The sequence below is a fragment of the Microcoleus sp. N9_A2 genome (genome assembly GCF_036701775.1).
Taxonomy (GTDB): domain Bacteria; phylum Cyanobacteriota; class Cyanobacteriia; order Cyanobacteriales; family Microcoleaceae; genus Microcoleus.
In genome coordinates, this window is record NZ_JAUBRH010000046.1 from 37056 (window position 1) to 55678 (window position 18623).

Genomic DNA, 18623 nt, shown 5'->3' on the forward strand with positions numbered 1-18623 from the left:
GGGTTGGGAGTACGGGCCTATAGTGGCACTCTTTTTTTCAACTGGTATTAAAAGTTATACCGATGAGTAAACAAATGACCCTCACGACCAACTCCAAATCCTTATCGGTGTCAGTATGTCGCCATCTAAAATCTCAAATTTAACATCTAAAATGGTATTGAGCGATCGCGGACTTATAGCCGAGAACGCTCAAGTAATTAAGTATAACTGTATCTTGTGGCACAGCAGACCCTGGTTTTACATTAAAAATAGTTAAGACTAATTGCCGGTGCCGTCTATCCTTATAAGCCTAAAATTTATGAAACTTAAAATTTACCAGATCGTAATTGGAGTGTCGATCGTCCTAATTACAGGAATGTTTCTACGACGTTTTGAAATCACTATCTCCAACGGTTCAAATCAGTCGAGCGATTGGCCCTCACAAGCCACCGCACTCCCCCCAATACCCCCCGTTTCCCCGGTCGCGACAGCTTCTGCAGACACCGCCAGCGAGCCCAAACCCGACTCAACACCAACCCCCCCAGATCCAGAGGAGGAATTGCTTTCCTCAATCCCTGCAAATACTAAAGCCGCCGGCATTCTGCGCGTCAGCAACCGCAGCGAACACCCAGTGCGAGTGGCCCTGCTGTCGAAACGGCAAGCTGAGAAACCCTACGGCAAACCGGCGCACTGGGATTTTGCACCGGGGGAAGGAGGCGACAAGGGACTAATGCTATCCCTGCCGGAGGGCAAGTTACAAGTCAAACGGGGAGACATTCTGGTGGTTTTTGCTCAGGATGGTTCTCGCCGCTACTGGGGGCCTTACGTCGCTGGGGAGACACCTTCGCCCGCTTGGAACAGCACAGCCGGAGAATGGCAATTAGTTTTGCAGCCGTGAAGGTTTAAGTAGAAGGAAGAAGTAAAAAGGAATAAGGCATACACAGCAAGCTTTTTAGCGATCCGTATTTTGCATTTGATTAGGTGGATTTGGTGAGTTGCGGGTGGAGATTTTGGTGGAGAAACCCGGTTTCTGAGGTCTTGTTGAGAATGGTGGCAGATTTGAGTTGAACCGGGTGCGATCGAATTCTAAGTTTCGATCAGGCAATTTTTCGGTAGACTTCTATGCGAGTTAAAATTTTAAATCTAAAATCGCAGGAAGTTTGGGTGAAGGAAGTTATTAAAAATTTGTCAGAATATCGCAGGCACCGCCCGTTAGCACCTTTGTTACTGTCGCTGTTGTGGCTGGGCGCGATCGGCTTCGTAGCTTTTTTGTGGAATCTCGGCAACATCGGCTTAGTTGACGAAACCGAACCGCTGTTTGCCGAAGCCGCCCGTCAAATGACTGTGACAGGGGATTGGATCACTCCTTATTTTAACGGCGAAACCAGGTTTGACAAGCCGCCGTTGATTTATTGGCTGATGGCGGTGGCTTACCGCACTCTGGGAGTTAACGAGTGGGCTGTACGTCTGCCGTCGGCTTTGTGCGCGATCGCCCTGACTTGCCTCGGATTCTATACCTTATGGAAGACAGAAGAAAGTTCGGCAACGGATTCTGTAGCGGATGTAACGGATGTAATGGATGTAACGGAGAAGTCCGAGGGAATATTTTCCCCCTCTCCCACTCCCCCCCTCTCCTCCTCTCTCCCCCTCTCCCCCACTCTCCCCCTCTCCCCCTCTCCCACTCCCCCCCTCTCCCCCTCTCCCACTCCCCCCCTCTCCCCCTCTCCCACTCCCCCCCTCTTTCTTTCTACTCCTTGGATTGGTGCTGCCCTAATAGCTTTAAATCCCCAAACTATTGCCTGGGGGAGGACTGGCGTTTCAGATATGCTATTAGTCGCCTGTATGTGTTCGGCACTTCTGGCATTTTTCCTCGGTTACACCTTAGAAGAACAGAGAGAAAAAGCAGAATTTTCCACAGTTTCTGCATCGCGATTTCCCAATAAGTGGTATCTGACTTTTTACGTACTAATTGCCCTAGCAATTCTGGCTAAGGGGCCTGTAGGAATTGTCATACCAGCGCTGATTATTGGCAGCTTCGGGCTGTATTTAGGAAATTTTCGGCAACTTTGGCGCGAAATGCGTCCGGTGTCGGGAATCTTGATTATTCTGGCGATCGCCCTGCCTTGGTTCGTTCTGGTTATTTTAGACAACGGTCAAACTTATATTGACAGTTTTTTCGGCTATCACAATTTTCAGCGTTTTACTGAAGTAGTCAACAAGCACTCAGCGCCTTGGTATTTTTACTTTTTTGTAGTGCTGCTTGGTTTTGCACCTTGGTCGATTTATTTGCCGGTGGCGATCGCCCGTACCCGTTTTTGGCAGCGCAGTTACTGGCGCCGTCAACCGCGATCGGCTCAGTTGAGTTTATTTGCCCTATTTTGGTTCGGCTGCATCTTTGGCTTTTTTACGATCGCAGTCACCAAATTACCCAGTTACGTATTGCCATTATTGCCCGCTGCTGCCATTTTGGTAACGCTGCTGTGGAGCGATATTATTGCAGGTAACGAACCCAAAACCAGGCCGGGAAAGTTAGAAAAAAAACCGAATTCTTTACCGCGAGGGCTGTTAGTCACATACATTTTCAATGTTGTATTTTTACTAATTGTAGCCGGAGCAACTTTCTACTCCTACAACTGGCTGGGAGACGACCCGGCAATGCCCAATTTTCCCCAAGCACTTCAGCAGTCAGGATTGCTGATTGTGGGCGGTGCGATTTGGATAACTGCTGCATTGGCGATCGGGCTTTTGCTCTGGAAGCGAAAACAGCGCTGGATTTTGGTTGCCAACTTCATCGGCTTAGTAGCATTTATCATCTTTGGTCTGACTCCCGCCTACAATTTGGTCGATCTCAACCGCCAGTTACCACTGAGACAGTTAGCCCAGGTTATTGTTCAACAAAAACTGCCGGGGGAAGAGTTGCTCATGGTTGGTTTTTGGAAACCAAGTCTGGTTTTTTACACCGAAGGGCCGGTGACTTACTACCGAGCTGTCAATAAGGCGATCGACTACATTCAGGAAGCTAAAAATCCAATTTTTCCCTCTATTTTGGTGCTGGGATATCCAGAAAAATTTGTGCAATTAGGATTGCAGCCAAATCAATATCAATTGTTGGACAGTCGCGGCGCGTACCAACTCGCTAGGGTTCCGAGAACAGCATTTCGATAGCGTCTATAGTGTGATCTCATACTTGTTAAACAAGGTAGAAAAATGATTAAAACTAAGAATCTTCAACTACTTGCCGTCGAAAGGATTCACATAGAAGCTTTCTTACGAAGTAAAAGCGAGCTTGCAGCAATTTTAAATGTCGTAGTGCCTAATAGCTGGCCTCATTTCCCGGAAGCATTTTCCCTCCCTGCTGACGAATCTTGCGAATCCAATCTGCCTCCAACTGACTGGCGCAACTACTTCTTTATTCATCCAAAAAATGAAGTGCTTGTCGGCAACGGAGGTTTCAAAGGCTCACCTGATGAGTCTGGGACTATAGAGATAGGTTATGAAATTGCTTCCGAATATTGGAATCGCGGATTTGCAACTGAGGTGGCACAGGGAATGATCGATTATGCTTTCGCTCACGAGGAGGTGAAAGCAGTCATCGCTCACACTTTAGCTGAAAAAAATGCCTCGAATAGCGTGTTGCAAAAAGTGGGAATGAAGTTCATTGCAGAGGTGGACGATCCTGAAGAAGGCAAGATATGGCGATGGCAAATAAGCAGGGATGAATATCATCCGACTTGAACTATAACGCCGTTTGGCTGTTTAAGTCACTGGTTTTGGCGGTAATTTGAAGGCTCTCGGTTGGAGCATTAAATATGGCAGATTGAATAAAAGCTATAATCTAGTCACTACCTAAAACCCGAAGCTGGGAGCCTACAATGGTTTCAATTCTCAACAAACCCTCCTCGTTAATCCATGAAATTTGCATTGAAAAAGTCGATCGGTGGAAGTTGTTCAAATTTAGTGAATCGCTCCAACAGCGTATGGAAAATTTGTTAGAGAAGAAGAAGGCAGACCAACTAATGGCAGAAGAGGCAGCGGAACTAGACGCCATTGGGGAATTAGATCGCATCTTTACCCATATCAATGCAATGATGGCGGCTCAAGATGTCAATCAGCGAGCCCACGATATAGAACGTTTTGGTTAGCCACGCCCTTCAATGTATCCCTTGACAAGTTGGGTTACAGCTAATATTTCAAGCATTAAGTAAGTGAATAAATTAGCGATTGCAAATGATTTATTCACTTTGCCTTTTTCATTTTTTTTAGTCCAGCTAGTAGAAAATAGAATTGGCTCTCCCGTAGTTATTAATGATGATATAGTTTATTCTAGGTTTATAAAGTACACTCCAGAAACCGGGTTTCTTTACAGTTCTCGCCTCTAAACTGATTCTGTTCAAGAAACCCGGTTTCTCTGCACTACATTTACATGGAATATACTGTAATTAGCCGGCCATTTGTTCGACCTACCCTCAACTTGCCTGAAACAATGGATAATGAATAGGATGCCATTTTAATTGTAAAAGTGTGGTAGCCATGACTGAGTTACTGGAACGTGCGATCGCGAAGTTGAAAACATTGTCTGCCAGCGAGCAAGATGCCCTCGCTTCAATGATTCTGGAAGAACTTGAAGACGAGAGGCGCTGGGATCGAGCATTCTCCCGTTCCCCAGATGCTCTTGCTAAACTCGCAGCGACCGCAATGGCTGAGTATCGTGCAGGCCAAACCCAAGAACTAGATCCAGAAACATTGTGAAGTCAAGCACTACAACCGAGTTCCGTAGATTATTTGCTGATTTACCCGAACAAGTTCAACAGCAGACACGCGGGGCGTATCGCCAGTTCAAGGAAGACCCAAGTCATCCAAGCCTGCGTTTCAAGAAGGTGCATCCAGACTTACCAATCTACTCAGCCCGAATTACCAAAAACTATCGAGCAGTTGGTCAGTTGCATGGAGACACTGTAATCTGGTTTTGGGTTGGTTCACACGCAGAGTACGACAAGTTTCTGGGGCAGTTGTAGCAGTGTCTACAGCCAGCCAATATCAATTAGAAAAGTGTATTTAGACAAGTGGAAAATTATGATCCCAATTAATGAAGCTCAACATCAGTTGCAGCAGTTGATAGATGCGGTGAGTCAGTCGCACCAACCTATTGTGATTGCAGGACAGACTAGCAATGCAGTGTTATTATCTGAATCTGACTGGGCATCGGTACAGGAGACACTGTATCTTCTATCAGTGCCAGGGATGCGGGAATCGATTCGGGAAGGAATGGCAACGCCGATCGAGGATTGCGATCGCCAGTTGCAGTGGTGAATTGGGATCTGGTATACGCCAAACAGGCACAGAAAGATGCTAAAAAACTCGTCTATAGCAATTTACGAGACAACGCACAAGAGTTCAGGTGCTACTATGGGTATCAGTCAAGGAGAAGACTATCCCACGATATGTATTTACTCTAGATAAGGTGATAACACATAATGCAAAAGCAAACAGACGATCTTAATCAGCAGTTAGAATCAGTTCGTTGCCAAATTATTAATTCCTACCTTACAACTATTGAAGATAGTTTCCGAGAAAACCGTCCCCAACTAAAACTTATCAATTATGGTACGGGATCGGGAAAAACTCACCAATTGTTTCAAGCAATTTATAAAACCATACAAGAACATCCAAAAAATCAAATAATCGGTATATATGTTGCCCCATTGAGAGAACACTTATGTGTTCCCACTTCAGTTGAGAGCCAATACCCAGATATTCCCGTCTATAAAATAAATTCGTTAGAAATGAAAACGACGGATAAGTGTATCAAATTATACAAAAAATTGATATCTTCTATTCTCAAAAACACAAAACTTTGGAAAATAGATAAAAAAGTATGTTCTGAGGAAAAGGTTCATGAAAATAAACGCAACCTTGAGAAAGTAAAAGAGGTGATTAAACGCCTTGAATATGTAAAAAACACAGGTTTGGGAGATGAGGATTTTAATGATTCTGAAATTACGAGAGCTAGACGGGAACTGAATCATTTAATTGAAAGCTTTTTAGAATTTTTTATTAAATGTGAATTAGATAAAAGAAATTGTCCTGCTGAATGCTCAAAGTTAATTGAAATATTTTTCCCACTCCACCTTCTGCAAAAAAAATCTGGAATTTTGATGCTCACTTATAAAAAATTTGAAACGGCTATTCCGTACTTTATCCACAACGGTACAAAATGGGTAAAGAAAAGCAGTCATCTTGATAAATACGTTATTGAGCATACAGACAACTCCCGAAAGTTTATCCTTGCCTTGGATGAGCAGGAAGATGGCTACCAAATTATGCTAGAGGAGAAGATTGATATCATCTCTCCTGAAAAACTGGCAATCAATAATGCGCTGTCATCTATCAATAGAGAATTTTCGATGCTGTTTTCAACTCAAAATCATGAAAACCGAGAGTTTTTAAATTTTGTAGATAAGAATAAGGGAGCTTTTTACGAATTTCAAGAACACTTGGAAAAAGACAAAGCTCTAGAAGAAAATTTGCAAAAATTCGCCCGCACATATCAAAGACTGATTGTTGAGGAGGGAAACTCTATTAATTTTTTACAACAAATAGTAAAAATTCAAAATGGGCTTGACGAATCAATGGAAGAAATTGTTAGAATTTTTGATAATGATGATGAACAAAATCCCATTATGGTGGATTTTGAAATGTTATCCAGAGTTATTTCAAAATTTGAGAATAATAGAAGTTTGTTGATTCCTCAAAAGCTTTACAATAAAATCTGTGATGATTTAATGAACATTTTTGCATACAACAACCTATACATCTACAACCTCGAACCCCTGCAAAAATTGTTTTTAACCAAACCTTCTGGCGGGCACGTCCAAATCGCCGAGGAAAAAGTTGCAGATAATACCTCTGTAGCAGAGTTAATTTATGCCATTCTCGCTGTGCGATCGCAAATCAAAACCATCAAAGATTTTCTAGCTAACGTCTTAGATGCTGAAGATTCTCAATCTCGTTCTTTAGAAATTTGGTCAAAACAAATAGCTAAAGTCCAAAAGGCAAGTGAAGAAAGCCCCTCGCAAAATCAACTGCTAAAATACTTAAACACTGCTTATGTCTATGAAAGTTATAAGTCGATCGTAAATATCAAAGAAATTTCTCGTTATCAAAATCCTAAAAATAATCTGATCGATCACGCTCTTAGAGAAGTTTCTATTGGTAGTACGGCTATATTGACTTCGCCTGAATTCAAGATAAATTCCATGTTATGCAATAATAGTAATGTGATTTTTCTGATTTCAGCAACAGGAGGAATTTTAGGAGATTTAAGCACGAGTTATGATATGCAGTATTTCAAAGATAAATTGCGGAATGCTAGTGTATCCGGTGAAAGTTCCTTTAAGGAAATGACCGATGAAGAAGTATCACTTTGCGAAGACATCAGAGATAGTCGTGAGGGCCAGCGACAGATGACAGTAAAGTTTTTCAGTGAGAATTTATTGTCTTTCCCAAATAACGAAACTCAAAAAGTTGTGGAACGATTTGAAGAAACTATTTTAAAAAGTTTTATCGACGATCTCAAACAGGGTGGGAATTGGCTGGGAATTTACAAAATCCAAGAACTTCAAAAGTTTATTCGTTTCTTGTTTTACCTGTTTGAAGATGAGTCAATTAAAGAAACAATTGCTTTTACTCAAACTCTACGCTTGATTAAAAAGTTAATTCAACATTGCAATATACTCAATCATGCTAACTTTATATTTGAGGTTGCATCAGAGCATCCTAACATATATTATATGCAAATCAAACATCAAAAATATCAGAGTAATATTAAAATTAAAATAATTTTGTATGAGGCATCATTCAACAGTCTTTACTGCGAGAAAAAAGCTGATAACACGTATTTGAATGAGCTGGTTGAAAAAGAAGGGGAGAAAATCTTCTTTATATCGGCTTATCAATCCGCTTCTAAAGGATTGAATACTATTATCAAAAACCCTAACGGCTATGAAAAAGATTTCGACTCTTTAGTGTTGTTAATGGACAGTTACTATACAGTAATGGGCCCATCGCTTAACAAATCAAAAGATTCTGGATTATCTATGACGCTTTACCATTTTGCCTTGATGAAAAGTATTGTAAACTTGGGAGAGTCTAATATTGAAATCAAAGATTTCAACCAGTATCTCAGCCGACCAGAAGCTGGAGATTTTCGACAGCAGCAACACCAGATTTTATTAGGGAAACAAGTTTTGCAAGCGATCGGCAGATCTGAGAGACGCGATTTTCCCAACCAAGTGGCAAAAATATTTGTTAATGAAGAAACCAGAAAAAATTTAGTGAATTTTTACAGATACCTGGAAGGGAAAGAAAAGGAGGAAATTCGTAAGTTTTCCGTTAACAACCACAAAGTTTACTTAAGCGTTCGAGAAGAAGAGAAAAAACGATCGATTAAGGATTATGACGGTCATGTTATTGATGAGATTGATGCCACTCTGGCTTTTCAAGCGTTTAGAACACAAATGTTGGAGGAAATCGATCGCTTTCATCTCGATCGACATAGTTTTGACATCACAAAACCGTGGGATGCGTTGCGCGACCCAATTGTTTTCAAAGACCCAGCTAAGTATCTGGAAAAGTTGCGAGATTCAGGGCTATTTACTGAGGATTTTATTGAGTCATTATTCTATCACAACCCCGAACAAGTTGAATTTACGCCCTATTTAGCTTCCGAGGAAGAAAGCGGTAAAAAATTCCAGATTATCAGTGATAGCATCAATGGGGAAAAAATCTATCCTTACCAGAAGCGGTTATATCCTGAATATCTAAAAATCAGCGATCGATCCTACGACTCAGAAAATCAGGAAATTGGCTCCCTAGATCCTTCGACTGATTCAATCTACAAACTGTACAACAAGTTGATGCCACAACCGGAAGTTTTTAATACTTATATTCCGCGTCCGCTTTTTTTTTACGATGTGTTGTATCCCTCACTGGCTGAAAATTTTGTGGAACGCTGGATTGAAGATGTAGTTTTCCAAGGTAAAAACTGGAAAGACATAAAATCCAGCTATCGTTTTAAGCCATTGCAAGATTTCAAAAAGTATCCTAAGCTATACGAGCGGTTTGATTTGTACTATGTCAGGGAGAATACGCTATTTTGTATTGATGTTAAAGCTTGGAGCCTGGCTTCGGGAAATCGCCTGTCAAAAAAGACGCTGGATAAAACCGAAAACAAGCTGAAGGAAATTGTTTCAGACTATCCAGAATTTAGCACCGCAAGGGGGTTACTTCTTAATTTGCACGCCGCCCAAGAAAAAAATCAACAATACTCACCCACGCTATTTTCAGGAAATTTGATTTTCTTTGACGATCGCAATTGTCCAGTACAATCCAATATTCTCGCAGAGTTTCTGTTTCCAAAGGAGAAGTAAAATGAACAATAAAACAGCAGCATTGTCAGACATATCGCGAACCAACCAAATAGAAATATTACAAACTCCAAAACAAGTTGCCGAAAAACTGTTTCAGTATCTATTTAAAATGGGAAAAGGGATAGAATCTTTTCCACTTCCATATCCGCTTCCTGAAGATAAAGATTCTGAAAATAATGAGGAATCACGGGCTACATATTATAAAAAGCAGCATAAATACATTAAAGAAGAAGTCCAAAAACGGCTTGCTGCACAGGGGGAAAAATGGGAAAAATCAGACATTCAATACTTCCTATCATATACGGAGGGCAAAAAATATGTATTCTTTTTATCCCCTAATAAAACTCATTCTGGATGGCAAAAGTTATTTACAGACAATTCTAGCAATCGAGAAAGAATTTTCAACCTCATTTTCAAGTTTTATATTCTGTCTCAAGGCTTATCCGTTGAAACAATAAATGGTTTTGAAGAATTACTGTTACTTCATTCCACGACTCTGGGCAAATCGAAAGACGCTCTTTTTGTATGGGGACAGAATTTGTTAATCAAATACAATCCATATAATGTACTAACATTAACATTGTCTAGAAAAAGACGAAAATTCTTATTGCCCAAAGATAAAAAAGATTACAAGACTGTAGATGCTGATAATTTTGGAGAGTTGTTGGTATTCAAAAATAAGAACTACTACTTCGATCGCGATCTAGATTCTCGCGCAAAAAATGATATTTGTTTTATGCAATTTGATACAGATCCTAAAAATTATAATAAGTTCAAAAAGACTCAGCTTTATCATTACCAAAACCTCATGACAAAACTTGAGGGTTTTTTAAGTGAGTGCCAGATTAAATTTAAATCTCTTGATTTTCAGGCTGACCACTACTTAGAAAACCCTTTCATAAAAAACATAGAAGCTGTAGAATCATTAGAGATTATTAACAATACTGGAGTCGATCTGACTGAATCTGACCAACAATTTTTGCAACATTTTCTGAAACATCAAGGGGTATCTACGATCGCATTTTACAATCAGGGAAAAACTGTTAGTACCTACGAACAAGTACCTGACGGTGAGGAAGAGGTTGGCTGGAGAATTACCGAATCTATTAAATGGTCAGAAATTCAACTCGAAGCAGGAAAAAACTATTTGGTTTTCAATAAACTTTTGGAGGAAGAAGCGGGTTGGATGGCTTATCAAGCAAAAGACGATCTGTGGTATCCATCAACAACAATAGATGATAAATCGTCAGTAGATTTCTATTCACAGTTAAAGAAAAGATTTAACTATTTGGAGACGGGACAGTTTTTTAGCACGCAGGGGATAAATATACCAGAATTTCGTGCTGTGGGAGATGAGAAAACTAATTTTGCGGTTTTTAATTATACAAATTGGAAAATTGATCGAGATCGAGATAGTCTAAAGAAGGAGACGCAAGCTTTTACAGAAGGGAAAATATTGGATGTAGAGGACTCGATTTTTTGTTATCTAAAAGAACAAGCAGATAGCAAACAATGGGAAAGTTTCTGCGAACGATACAAGATAAAGATTTCCCCTGAATTTCAGAAAGTCTTGATTGAGTTGGGAATTAAGAACTGGATCGCGCAGAGTATTTTAAACGATAACTTGGGCTTGCATATTACTCCTCAATCATTTCCTGAAAAACAATTTTTTAGTATTTATGTACGCAGCCCTAAAAACAAGGAAGCTAAAGCAGTTGCGGTAGAATTTCTGTATCAAGATGGTTGCATATACATAAAAAATGTGATGCGCGATTTGAAACAAATAGAAGCTAAATTCCGATTTTTAAAAAGGCGAAAAAATAAGTCAGAAAAATTAATTAACGATCAAAAATATTTGGTAGATGAATCAGAGAAGCTGTATATTAGTTGTTATACAGATGACTTTTATACGCCAACATTAATTGGACGTGTTGGTATTCTTAAAGATATGGAAAGCGGAGAATTAAGAATAGACCGCAAAAACAAAGGTGAAAACAGTAGTAGATTATTACCTTTGGTATCCCATTACAACAGCGAGATTCAACCTATCAATAGAATCCAAAATATGATAAGTTTGGATTTAAAGAACGAAACATTTATTCAGTATTATGTTCCTCCCGCACAAAGTGTCGGAGGCTCTATCCAGAAAGGGTTTAGAGTCTATCATTTGATTGGAAAAAAAGATTACAAAGAGTCAATTGCCACATCTGACCTGAGCGATCATCCCATTACAGCTTTACATTTTAGTACGCTCACTCAAAATATTTTAAAAGTCGGTGAAAACAGTCAGTCATCTCTGTTAGAAAAAGTTGCAAAAGTATTAATTGAAAATTGAAACCAGGATGGATTTGAATGATGATGGCAGAAAACATCCAGATATTTCAGCGCCCCCAGAAGAGCATCGGATACACTCACATCTGGTGTGATTCCAGAGAAAAGTATCAACGTCAGCCAGAAGCAAACCTGCTATTTAGAGCCGATCGCACTCCTCGATCCTCTTCGAGGGCTTCGCGATCGCCCTTGAGACTGGTAACTAGGCCGACCATACGTGCCATAATCAGCCATATTATTTGATGTGCGATCGCCCGAAACTATGGATGCGCTAATCGGCAAAAGTTTACAAGGTGGAAAATACACCCTCGAACAAGAACTGGGACGGGGTGGCTTTGGGATTACCTTCCGCGCCAATCACCGCTACTTAGGACAGCCTGTAGTCATTAAAACCCTCAACGAATCTCTGCGGCGCGATCCAAATTTTGCTGAGTTCGATCGCAAGTTTCAAGACGAAGCGAGGCGGTTGGCTTCCTGCATCCATCCGAATATTGTCCGCGTCAGCGACTTCTTTGTCGAAGACGGGCAGCCCTACATGGTAATGGACTACATAGCCGGTCAGAATTTGGCCGAGGTAGTCGGTGGAAACAATCCCCTCCCAGAAAATCTAGCAATTCTCTACATCACTCAAATTGGCGCTGCTTTGAAAGCAGTTCATCAAAAAGGCTTGCTGCATCGAGATGTCAAGCCACAAAACATTCTCCTGCGCCAAGGTACCCAAGAAGTCGTGCTGATCGATTTCGGCATTGCCCGCGAGTTTACAGCAGGTGCAACCCAAAATCACACTAATATGGTGTCCGACGGCTACGCGCCGCCAGAACAGTATTTCGCCCAAGGAAAATATACCCCCGCCACAGATGTTTACGGTCTGGCCGCGACGCTTTATACTCTGCTGACAGCACAGGTGCCAGTGGCTGCAATTCTCCGTACCAGCCAGCCGATGCCTTCACCCCGCGACTTGCGGCCTGAGTTAAGTACGACTGTCAGTCAAGCAGTGATGCGGGGGATGACTGTAGAAGCTCAAAATCGCCCTGGTAGCGTAGATGAGTGGCTGGGTCTGCTGCGCGGGCCGTCGCCGGACACCGGGCCGACGGTGGCGGTGATGCCGGGACATGGCGCTCAGTCGCCTGCAAATGTGAGAACAGCGCCTGCTGTGGTGTCTTCTGGGGGCAGCAACCGCAAGATTTGGTGGATTTTGGGGTTCGTGGCGATCGCCCTGTTAGTTGCAGGTTTGGTCGGTGTTGCTAGGGTTTTCCTCAACCGGCAACCTTCCGAACCCGCACCTGTAGCGAAGGACGATCGCACTTCGGCCCCTGCAGATCCAGACGCGCGATCGAGTCCCGCACCAATTCCCGCACCCACACCAACTCCAACTCCAACTCCCAGAGAAACTCCGCCGCTTGCTGCGGAAACTCCCGCCCCAGCAGAAACTCCTGCTCCCGCCCCAGCAGAAACTCCTTTCTCGCCAACACCAGCCCCAGCTCCAACAACGGCAGGGGAAGGCGCGGGGACACAACCCCTAGAAGAACCAACGGAAAAACTTGTTGATAAAGAGTTGCCGCCCGATCGATCGCCCGCACCCAGCGACCAACCCACAACCAGCAATCGGAGGAATCCCGCAATCCCCGGATATGCCGTTGGTACGCCGGAAAGTCAGATTTTAGCGGAATTGGGACAACCCACGGACTCTCAAGGCCGGGGCTATTGGCCCAATACTCGCACCGCACTTTACGAAATATTGCCGAACCGAATTACTCTCGGCTACATTTACGATCGCGATTCCGACAAATTAGTCCAAACAGAGGGTTCTTTTGCCCCGTCGGTGGACGATTTGGTAGTCAAAACCGCCTTAAACGGGATGGTGGGCGGCGCAAGCCGGGAGATTTTGCAGGGGTTCCGAGATGTGCAGCAGCGCCGGACAAATCGGTTTGCGTTTAGGAAGGGTTCGCTCGAAGGGACGATCGAACGCAACGAGCGCGATCGGATTTACATCGGCGTTTGGGACGAAAATTTGCATTAATCCAGGACGATCGACCTAAGTTCGGTGCGTCAGACTGAAATTATCTGCGTCAATCAGTGTTTATCCGCCTGAAATCTGCGGTGAATGTATCGATCGACCACTTGTGCAAAATCCCCAATCCAAAATCCCCAATCCAAAATCTTCAATCCAAAATCGATTGACGTTAAACAAAATATTCGCTATGATAAGAGGACACGAGGGGCTGTAATGGTTTCGACAGGGTGGCGAAAGCTGCTCCGTGATGCAGGTCGAGAGGGAGTCCACTCTCGTTAATATCGGCTCAAACAAAAAAGTAAATGCGAACAACATCGTTCCTTTCGCTCGCAAAGCCGTAGCTGTAGCCTAAAAACTTCTCTAGCTTGGTTCAGAGTGTATGCAGCTTAACTCCGTTAAAGGCAGCATAACAACCCCCAACGGATGCCCTAGCTAAACGTTTCTAGTCGTCTAGCCGGGAAAGCAATCACTAGAAAATCCCCCCATTTGGGATAAAGATGGTTCCCGCCCCAAGGATTAGAGGGGATAAACCTGTGAACGATCGGAAGGTAAATACCCATTTTGGACGGCAGTTCGATTCTGCCCAGTTCCATAAAAAAGGTGACGTAAAATCAATGGTTTAAGCCATTTGAAAGCCACTTTACAAAATTAAAAGGGCTCGCGAGTTAACTCGCGAGCCCTTTTGTTTGGGCTATATGTCCCTGGACGCATGGGTAGTCAGAAACCGGGTTTTTGCGAGAAAACTTCGTTACAGCACGCAGAAACGCATAAAAACCAGGTTTATTTGGTATTTATTCGTCTAGAACTAAACAACCACGGGTAGTCAACAGTCAACCGTCAACCGTCAACCGTCAACCATCAACAGTCAACAGTCAACAGTCAACCATAAGTTACCCACCCATTAGCCAAACTGGGATCTCAGATAATTAGAACTTTACCCCGTCCGTGCGTTCTGCGAGGCTGTCGGGCGATATACTATTAGGCGGTAAAGCATTAAAAATCTTTACAAAAACCCCGCTCTCTAAGCCTACTCCTACGAAGGACAGGTGAAAAATTATATGGCGATCGCTCAAAAGCTGGAAACATGAACCCAGGAATTGACTTACAAGGAAGTTTCGTAGAAGCCCTGATCGATTTGGGCTTACCGGCGGACATCGCCCAAGTGCTTTGGCTACCTTTGCCGATGGTACTGATGATTGTCGGTGCTGTATTCGGGGTACTGACTAGCGTCTGGCTGGAACGGAAAATTTCCGCCGCCGCTCAACAGCGGATTGGCCCCGAATTTATCGGCCCTCTGGGAGTGCTCGCACCCGTTGCCGACGGTCTGAAGTTGGTATTCAAAGAAGACATTGTACCGGCAAAAGCTGACGCGCTGCTGTTCACCCTCGGGCCGGTCATTGTCGTGATTCCAGTGTTTCTGTCGTACTTGATCGTGCCCTTCGGAGAGCATATGCTCATCGCCGATATGGGGACAGCAATATTTCTGTGGATTGCTCTTTCTAGCATTCAGCCGATCGGCTTGCTGATGTCGGGCTATGCTTCTAATAACAAATACGCCCTCCTCGGCGGACTCAGAGCAGCCGCTCAATCCCTCAGCTACGAAATTCCCCTAGCTTTGGCAGTATTGGCAGTTGTGATGATGTCCAACAGCTTAAGTACGATCGACATCGTACAGCAACAAGCCAGCTACGGCATCCTCGGCTGGAACGTCTGGCGACAACCCGCCGGTTTCCTCATTTTTTGGATTGCAGCCCTCGCAGAATGCGAACGGTTGCCCTTCGACCTTCCCGAAGCAGAAGAAGAATTGGTAGCAGGATATCAGACTGAGTACACGGGCATGAAATTTGCTCTGTACTACATCGCTTCCTACGTTAACCTCGTCCTTTCTTGCCTGCTAGTAGCAGTTTTGTACCTCGGCGGCTGGGAATGCCCGATTCCCGTCGGAGTTATCAGTAATGCCCTCGGATTGAGCGAGACAACTCCTTGGTTGCAGGTAATTACCGGCTTGCTGGGCATTACCATGACCATGCTGAAAGCCTACTTTTTCCTGTTTCTGGCAATTCTGCTGCGCTGGACTCTGCCGCGAGTTCGGATCGACCAATTGCTAAATTTGGGATGGAAGTTTTTGCTTCCCGTTGCTTTAGTTAATTTGCTATTAACCGCAGCTTTGAAGCTTGCCTTTCCCTTTGCTTTTGGCGGTTAATTGATAATAGGTAAAAGGCAATAGCTAACACAAATAAGCTGTTAACCAATTACCTATTATTAATTAGTAATTACCAAAAACTTAAGTACAGAGAGAGAACACAATGCTAAAATTCCTCAATCAAGTAGGCGAATACGCCAAAGAAACTCTTCAAGCTGCCAAGTATATCGGTCAAGGGCTTTCTGTGACTTTTGACCACATGAGACGCCGGCCGATTACGGTGCAGTATCCTTACGAAAAACTAATTCCTTCGGAACGTTTCCGGGGCAGAATTCACTTTGAATTTGACAAGTGCATCTCCTGCGAAGTCTGCGTTAGGGTGTGTCCGATCAATTTACCTGTGGTGGATTGGGAATTTAACAAAGAAACTAAGAAGAAACAACTCAAGCACTACAGTATCGATTTCGGTGTGTGTATCTTCTGCGGCAACTGCGTAGAATATTGTCCGACTAATTGTTTGTCGATGACAGAAGAATACGAGTTAGCAGCTTACGAGCGTCACGAGTTGAATTATGATAGCGTGGCTCTCGGACGTTTGCCCTACAAGGTTACAGATGATCCGATGGTGACACCGCTGCGGGAATTCGCTTATTTGCCGAAAGGTGTGATCGACCCTCATGAAGTTTCCTACACCGATCGCCGTGCTGGTCTCCGCCCAGAGGAAATTGTCGAAAAGTAAGTAATTAGTCATTAGTCAGCAGTCATCAGTCATTGAAATAACCAATAATTAATGACTGCTAACTAATGAGTAAAAACCAACAATAGAAAACTAATGATTGAGGATTTAAAATTGTGAATCTAGCCGAAGGGGTTCAACTTGTTTCATTTGGCATCCTGTCAGTAATGATGATTGGAGGAGCATTAGGAGTAGTCCTGTTCTCCAACATCGTTTACTCAGCATTTTTGCTGTGCGGCGTATTTACCAGCATTGCCGGTTTGTACCTGTTGCTGAATGCGGATTTTGTAGCAGCAGCGCAAGTATTGATTTATGTTGGCGCAGTTAACGTCTTAATTTTGTTCGCCATCATGTTGGTAAACAAACGAGAAGAGTTCCGCACAATTCCCAACGCTTGGGTACGTCAAGTAGCAACCGCAGTGGTTTGTGCTGGTTTGTTTGCGCTGTTGGGTACGATGGTAGTGTCTACTCCTTGGGCGATTGTGACAACGACGGGAGCACCCGCCGAAAGTTCAATTGTCACCATCGCCAAACACTTCTTTACAGACTACTTGCTACCTTTCGAGTTAGCATCAGTGTTTTTGTTAATGGCAATGGTGGGAGCAATTGTCTTGGCGCGCCGCGATTTCTTCCCGGATGAATTGTCCATGAAGCAATCGGAAACACCAGCTTTTAGTTTGCCAGAACGCCCGCGCGAATTAGTTTCTGCCGGCGATGTTTCTTCAGCAGAAACAAAGTAAGTGTAATGTGTACTTTGCACCTAAGTAGGTGGGTACAAATAAACATTAAATGAGTCGGGCGGGTTTTGCCTTCATCTTCTGGCTTGTATCATAGATTTTTAGCTAAACCCGCCCCTACCAGATACTATGGTTTTTTGCGCTTACCTACTTACTTCTTCGTAGGGTGCGCACTGCGCACCGTCTGGCGATCAACCCGGTTTCTGTTCGCAATTCCCCTATCTGCCTGTTTTGTAGTAATTTAGATCGAGAAAAACTAGAAAAACTTATGCAACTGCAACTCCAGTATTTCCTGTTATTAGCTGCTGCACTTTTCTGTATTGGCATTTACGGTTTAATTACCAGCCGAAATGCAGTGCGGGTGTTGATGTCGATCGAGTTGATGCTAAATGCAGTCAATCTCAACCTGATGGGTTTTTCTAACTATCTTGACCCCGTACAGATTAAAGGTCAAGTATTTACGGTGTTTGTACTCACGGTAGCGGCTGCTGAGGCTGCAGTCGGTTTGGCAATTGTTTTGGCGATTTACCGCAACCGCAATACCGTAGACATGGAAGAATTTAATTTGCTGAAGTGGTAATTCATCAATAGTCATCAGTCATCAGTCATCAGTCATTAGCGACAAACTAATGCAGATTAAAGACTGATGACTAAGGACTAAGAACTAAGAACTAATGACTTCTAGTAATTTCTAGAGTAATTCTACCCCCGAAATCAGGGATGGGGGCAGCAGGTTTCGAGAGTTGTAGTTTAACTTTTTCGACTAACGGTAGTTCTAAAAGCGCTTGAGCAATAGTATCTGCTAGGCGTTCGATTAATAAAAACTTCGAGTCTTTGACTAGCTTTTGAATCAGAGTAATTGCGCTGCGGTAATCAAGAGTATGTTGAATATCATCACTTTTTCCCGCTTGCGATAAATCCACCCAGAGTGTGACATCCACTTCAAACCACTGCCCCAAAACTTGCTCTTCCGGCAGATAGCCCGTATATCCGTAACAGCGAATTCCTGTAAGTTGAATAGAATCCATTTTGCAATAAACTAAAAGTGCGTTGTCTATACCACTTTGTATTAAACCAGATAAAGTTCTCTTTCTATTCCCTCTCTTTCTTTGCCCTTTTCCTTCTCCCTCTGCGCCCTCTGCGCCCTCTGCGGTTCAATCAATCTTATTCTATCTTAAATTTCACCAAAAAGCGGGGTCTGAAGCCCCGTCGTTCTACGACGGCTTTTTCTTCTCTTTCAATGTCGTAATTAATT

15 protein-coding genes and 1 other RNA gene are annotated in these 18623 nt (G+C 43.1%); 15 read left to right on the forward strand and 1 reads right to left on the reverse strand.

The genetic code is table 11. The features are described 5' to 3' along the window. Nucleotides 1-298 precede the first annotated feature (298 nt). From QUA44_RS22170 to nuoK, 15 genes are all read left to right on the forward strand, one after another. Nucleotides 299-877, forward strand: coding sequence for a hypothetical protein (locus QUA44_RS22170; RefSeq protein ID WP_333254405.1), 579 nt, complete (start codon nucleotides 299-301; stop codon nucleotides 875-877). A 224-nt stretch (nucleotides 878-1101) separates the two neighbouring features. Next, on the forward strand, nucleotides 1102-3144 hold the full coding sequence (locus tag QUA44_RS22175) for a glycosyltransferase family 39 protein (protein ID WP_333254408.1): 2043 nt from the start codon (nucleotides 1102-1104) through the stop codon (nucleotides 3142-3144). 42 nt (nucleotides 3145-3186) lie between these two features. Further along, nucleotides 3187-3714, forward strand: a complete 528-nt coding sequence (locus tag QUA44_RS22180) for a GNAT family N-acetyltransferase (RefSeq protein WP_333254410.1) — start codon at nucleotides 3187-3189, stop codon at nucleotides 3712-3714. 137 nt (nucleotides 3715-3851) lie between these two features. Continuing rightward, nucleotides 3852-4121 carry a hypothetical protein gene (locus QUA44_RS22185; RefSeq protein WP_333254412.1) on the forward strand — a complete coding sequence of 90 codons (270 nt, stop codon included), beginning with the start codon at nucleotides 3852-3854 and terminating at the stop codon, nucleotides 4119-4121. Between the two features lie 388 nt (nucleotides 4122-4509). Beyond that, nucleotides 4510-4728: a hypothetical protein gene (locus QUA44_RS22190; RefSeq protein ID WP_333254414.1), complete on the forward strand. Its 219-nt coding sequence runs from the start codon at nucleotides 4510-4512 to the stop codon at nucleotides 4726-4728. After that, nucleotides 4725-4994, forward strand: coding sequence for a ParE family toxin-like protein (locus QUA44_RS22195; RefSeq protein WP_333254415.1), 270 nt, complete (start codon nucleotides 4725-4727; stop codon nucleotides 4992-4994). The genes QUA44_RS22190 and QUA44_RS22195 overlap by 4 nt, the downstream gene beginning before the upstream one ends. A gap of 58 nt (nucleotides 4995-5052) precedes the next feature. Next, a complete protein-coding gene (locus QUA44_RS22200; protein WP_333254417.1) occupies nucleotides 5053-5289 on the forward strand; it encodes a type II toxin-antitoxin system Phd/YefM family antitoxin in 237 nt (78 codons plus the stop codon). A gap of 164 nt (nucleotides 5290-5453) precedes the next feature. Then, complete coding sequence (locus QUA44_RS22205) at nucleotides 5454-9407, forward strand: hypothetical protein (protein WP_333254419.1); 3954 nt, start codon at nucleotides 5454-5456, stop codon at nucleotides 9405-9407. A 1-nt stretch (nucleotide 9408) separates the two neighbouring features. Continuing rightward, nucleotides 9409-11742 (forward strand): hypothetical protein, encoded by a 2334-nt coding sequence (locus QUA44_RS22210; protein ID WP_333254421.1) that lies wholly within the window; start codon nucleotides 9409-9411, stop codon nucleotides 11740-11742. A 258-nt stretch (nucleotides 11743-12000) separates the two neighbouring features. Next, a complete protein-coding gene (locus QUA44_RS22215; protein ID WP_333254423.1) occupies nucleotides 12001-13758 on the forward strand; it encodes a serine/threonine-protein kinase in 1758 nt (585 codons plus the stop codon). A 198-nt stretch (nucleotides 13759-13956) separates the two neighbouring features. Further along, nucleotides 13957-14347, forward strand: a transfer-messenger RNA (tmRNA) gene (ssrA, locus tag QUA44_RS22220). A gap of 489 nt (nucleotides 14348-14836) precedes the next feature. Further along, nucleotides 14837-15955, forward strand: a complete 1119-nt coding sequence (nuoH, locus tag QUA44_RS22225; protein ID WP_333254425.1) for an NADH-quinone oxidoreductase subunit NuoH — start codon at nucleotides 14837-14839, stop codon at nucleotides 15953-15955. Nucleotides 15956-16058: 103 nt separating this feature from the next. Beyond that, complete coding sequence (ndhI, locus tag QUA44_RS22230) at nucleotides 16059-16634, forward strand: NAD(P)H-quinone oxidoreductase subunit I (protein ID WP_333254427.1); 576 nt, start codon at nucleotides 16059-16061, stop codon at nucleotides 16632-16634. 113 nt (nucleotides 16635-16747) lie between these two features. Continuing rightward, a complete protein-coding gene (locus QUA44_RS22235) occupies nucleotides 16748-17371 on the forward strand; it encodes an NADH-quinone oxidoreductase subunit J (RefSeq protein ID WP_333254429.1) in 624 nt (207 codons plus the stop codon). Between the two features lie 271 nt (nucleotides 17372-17642). Next, nucleotides 17643-17948 carry an NADH-quinone oxidoreductase subunit NuoK gene (gene nuoK / locus QUA44_RS22240; protein WP_228050326.1) on the forward strand — a complete coding sequence of 102 codons (306 nt, stop codon included), beginning with the start codon at nucleotides 17643-17645 and terminating at the stop codon, nucleotides 17946-17948. A 91-nt stretch (nucleotides 17949-18039) separates the two neighbouring features. Here nuoK and folB read toward each other — a convergent pair whose 3' ends face one another. Beyond that, on the reverse strand, nucleotides 18040-18396 hold the full coding sequence (gene folB / locus QUA44_RS22245) for a dihydroneopterin aldolase (protein ID WP_333254431.1): 357 nt from the start codon (nucleotides 18394-18396) through the stop codon (nucleotides 18040-18042). Between the last annotated feature and the right edge of the window lie 227 nt (nucleotides 18397-18623).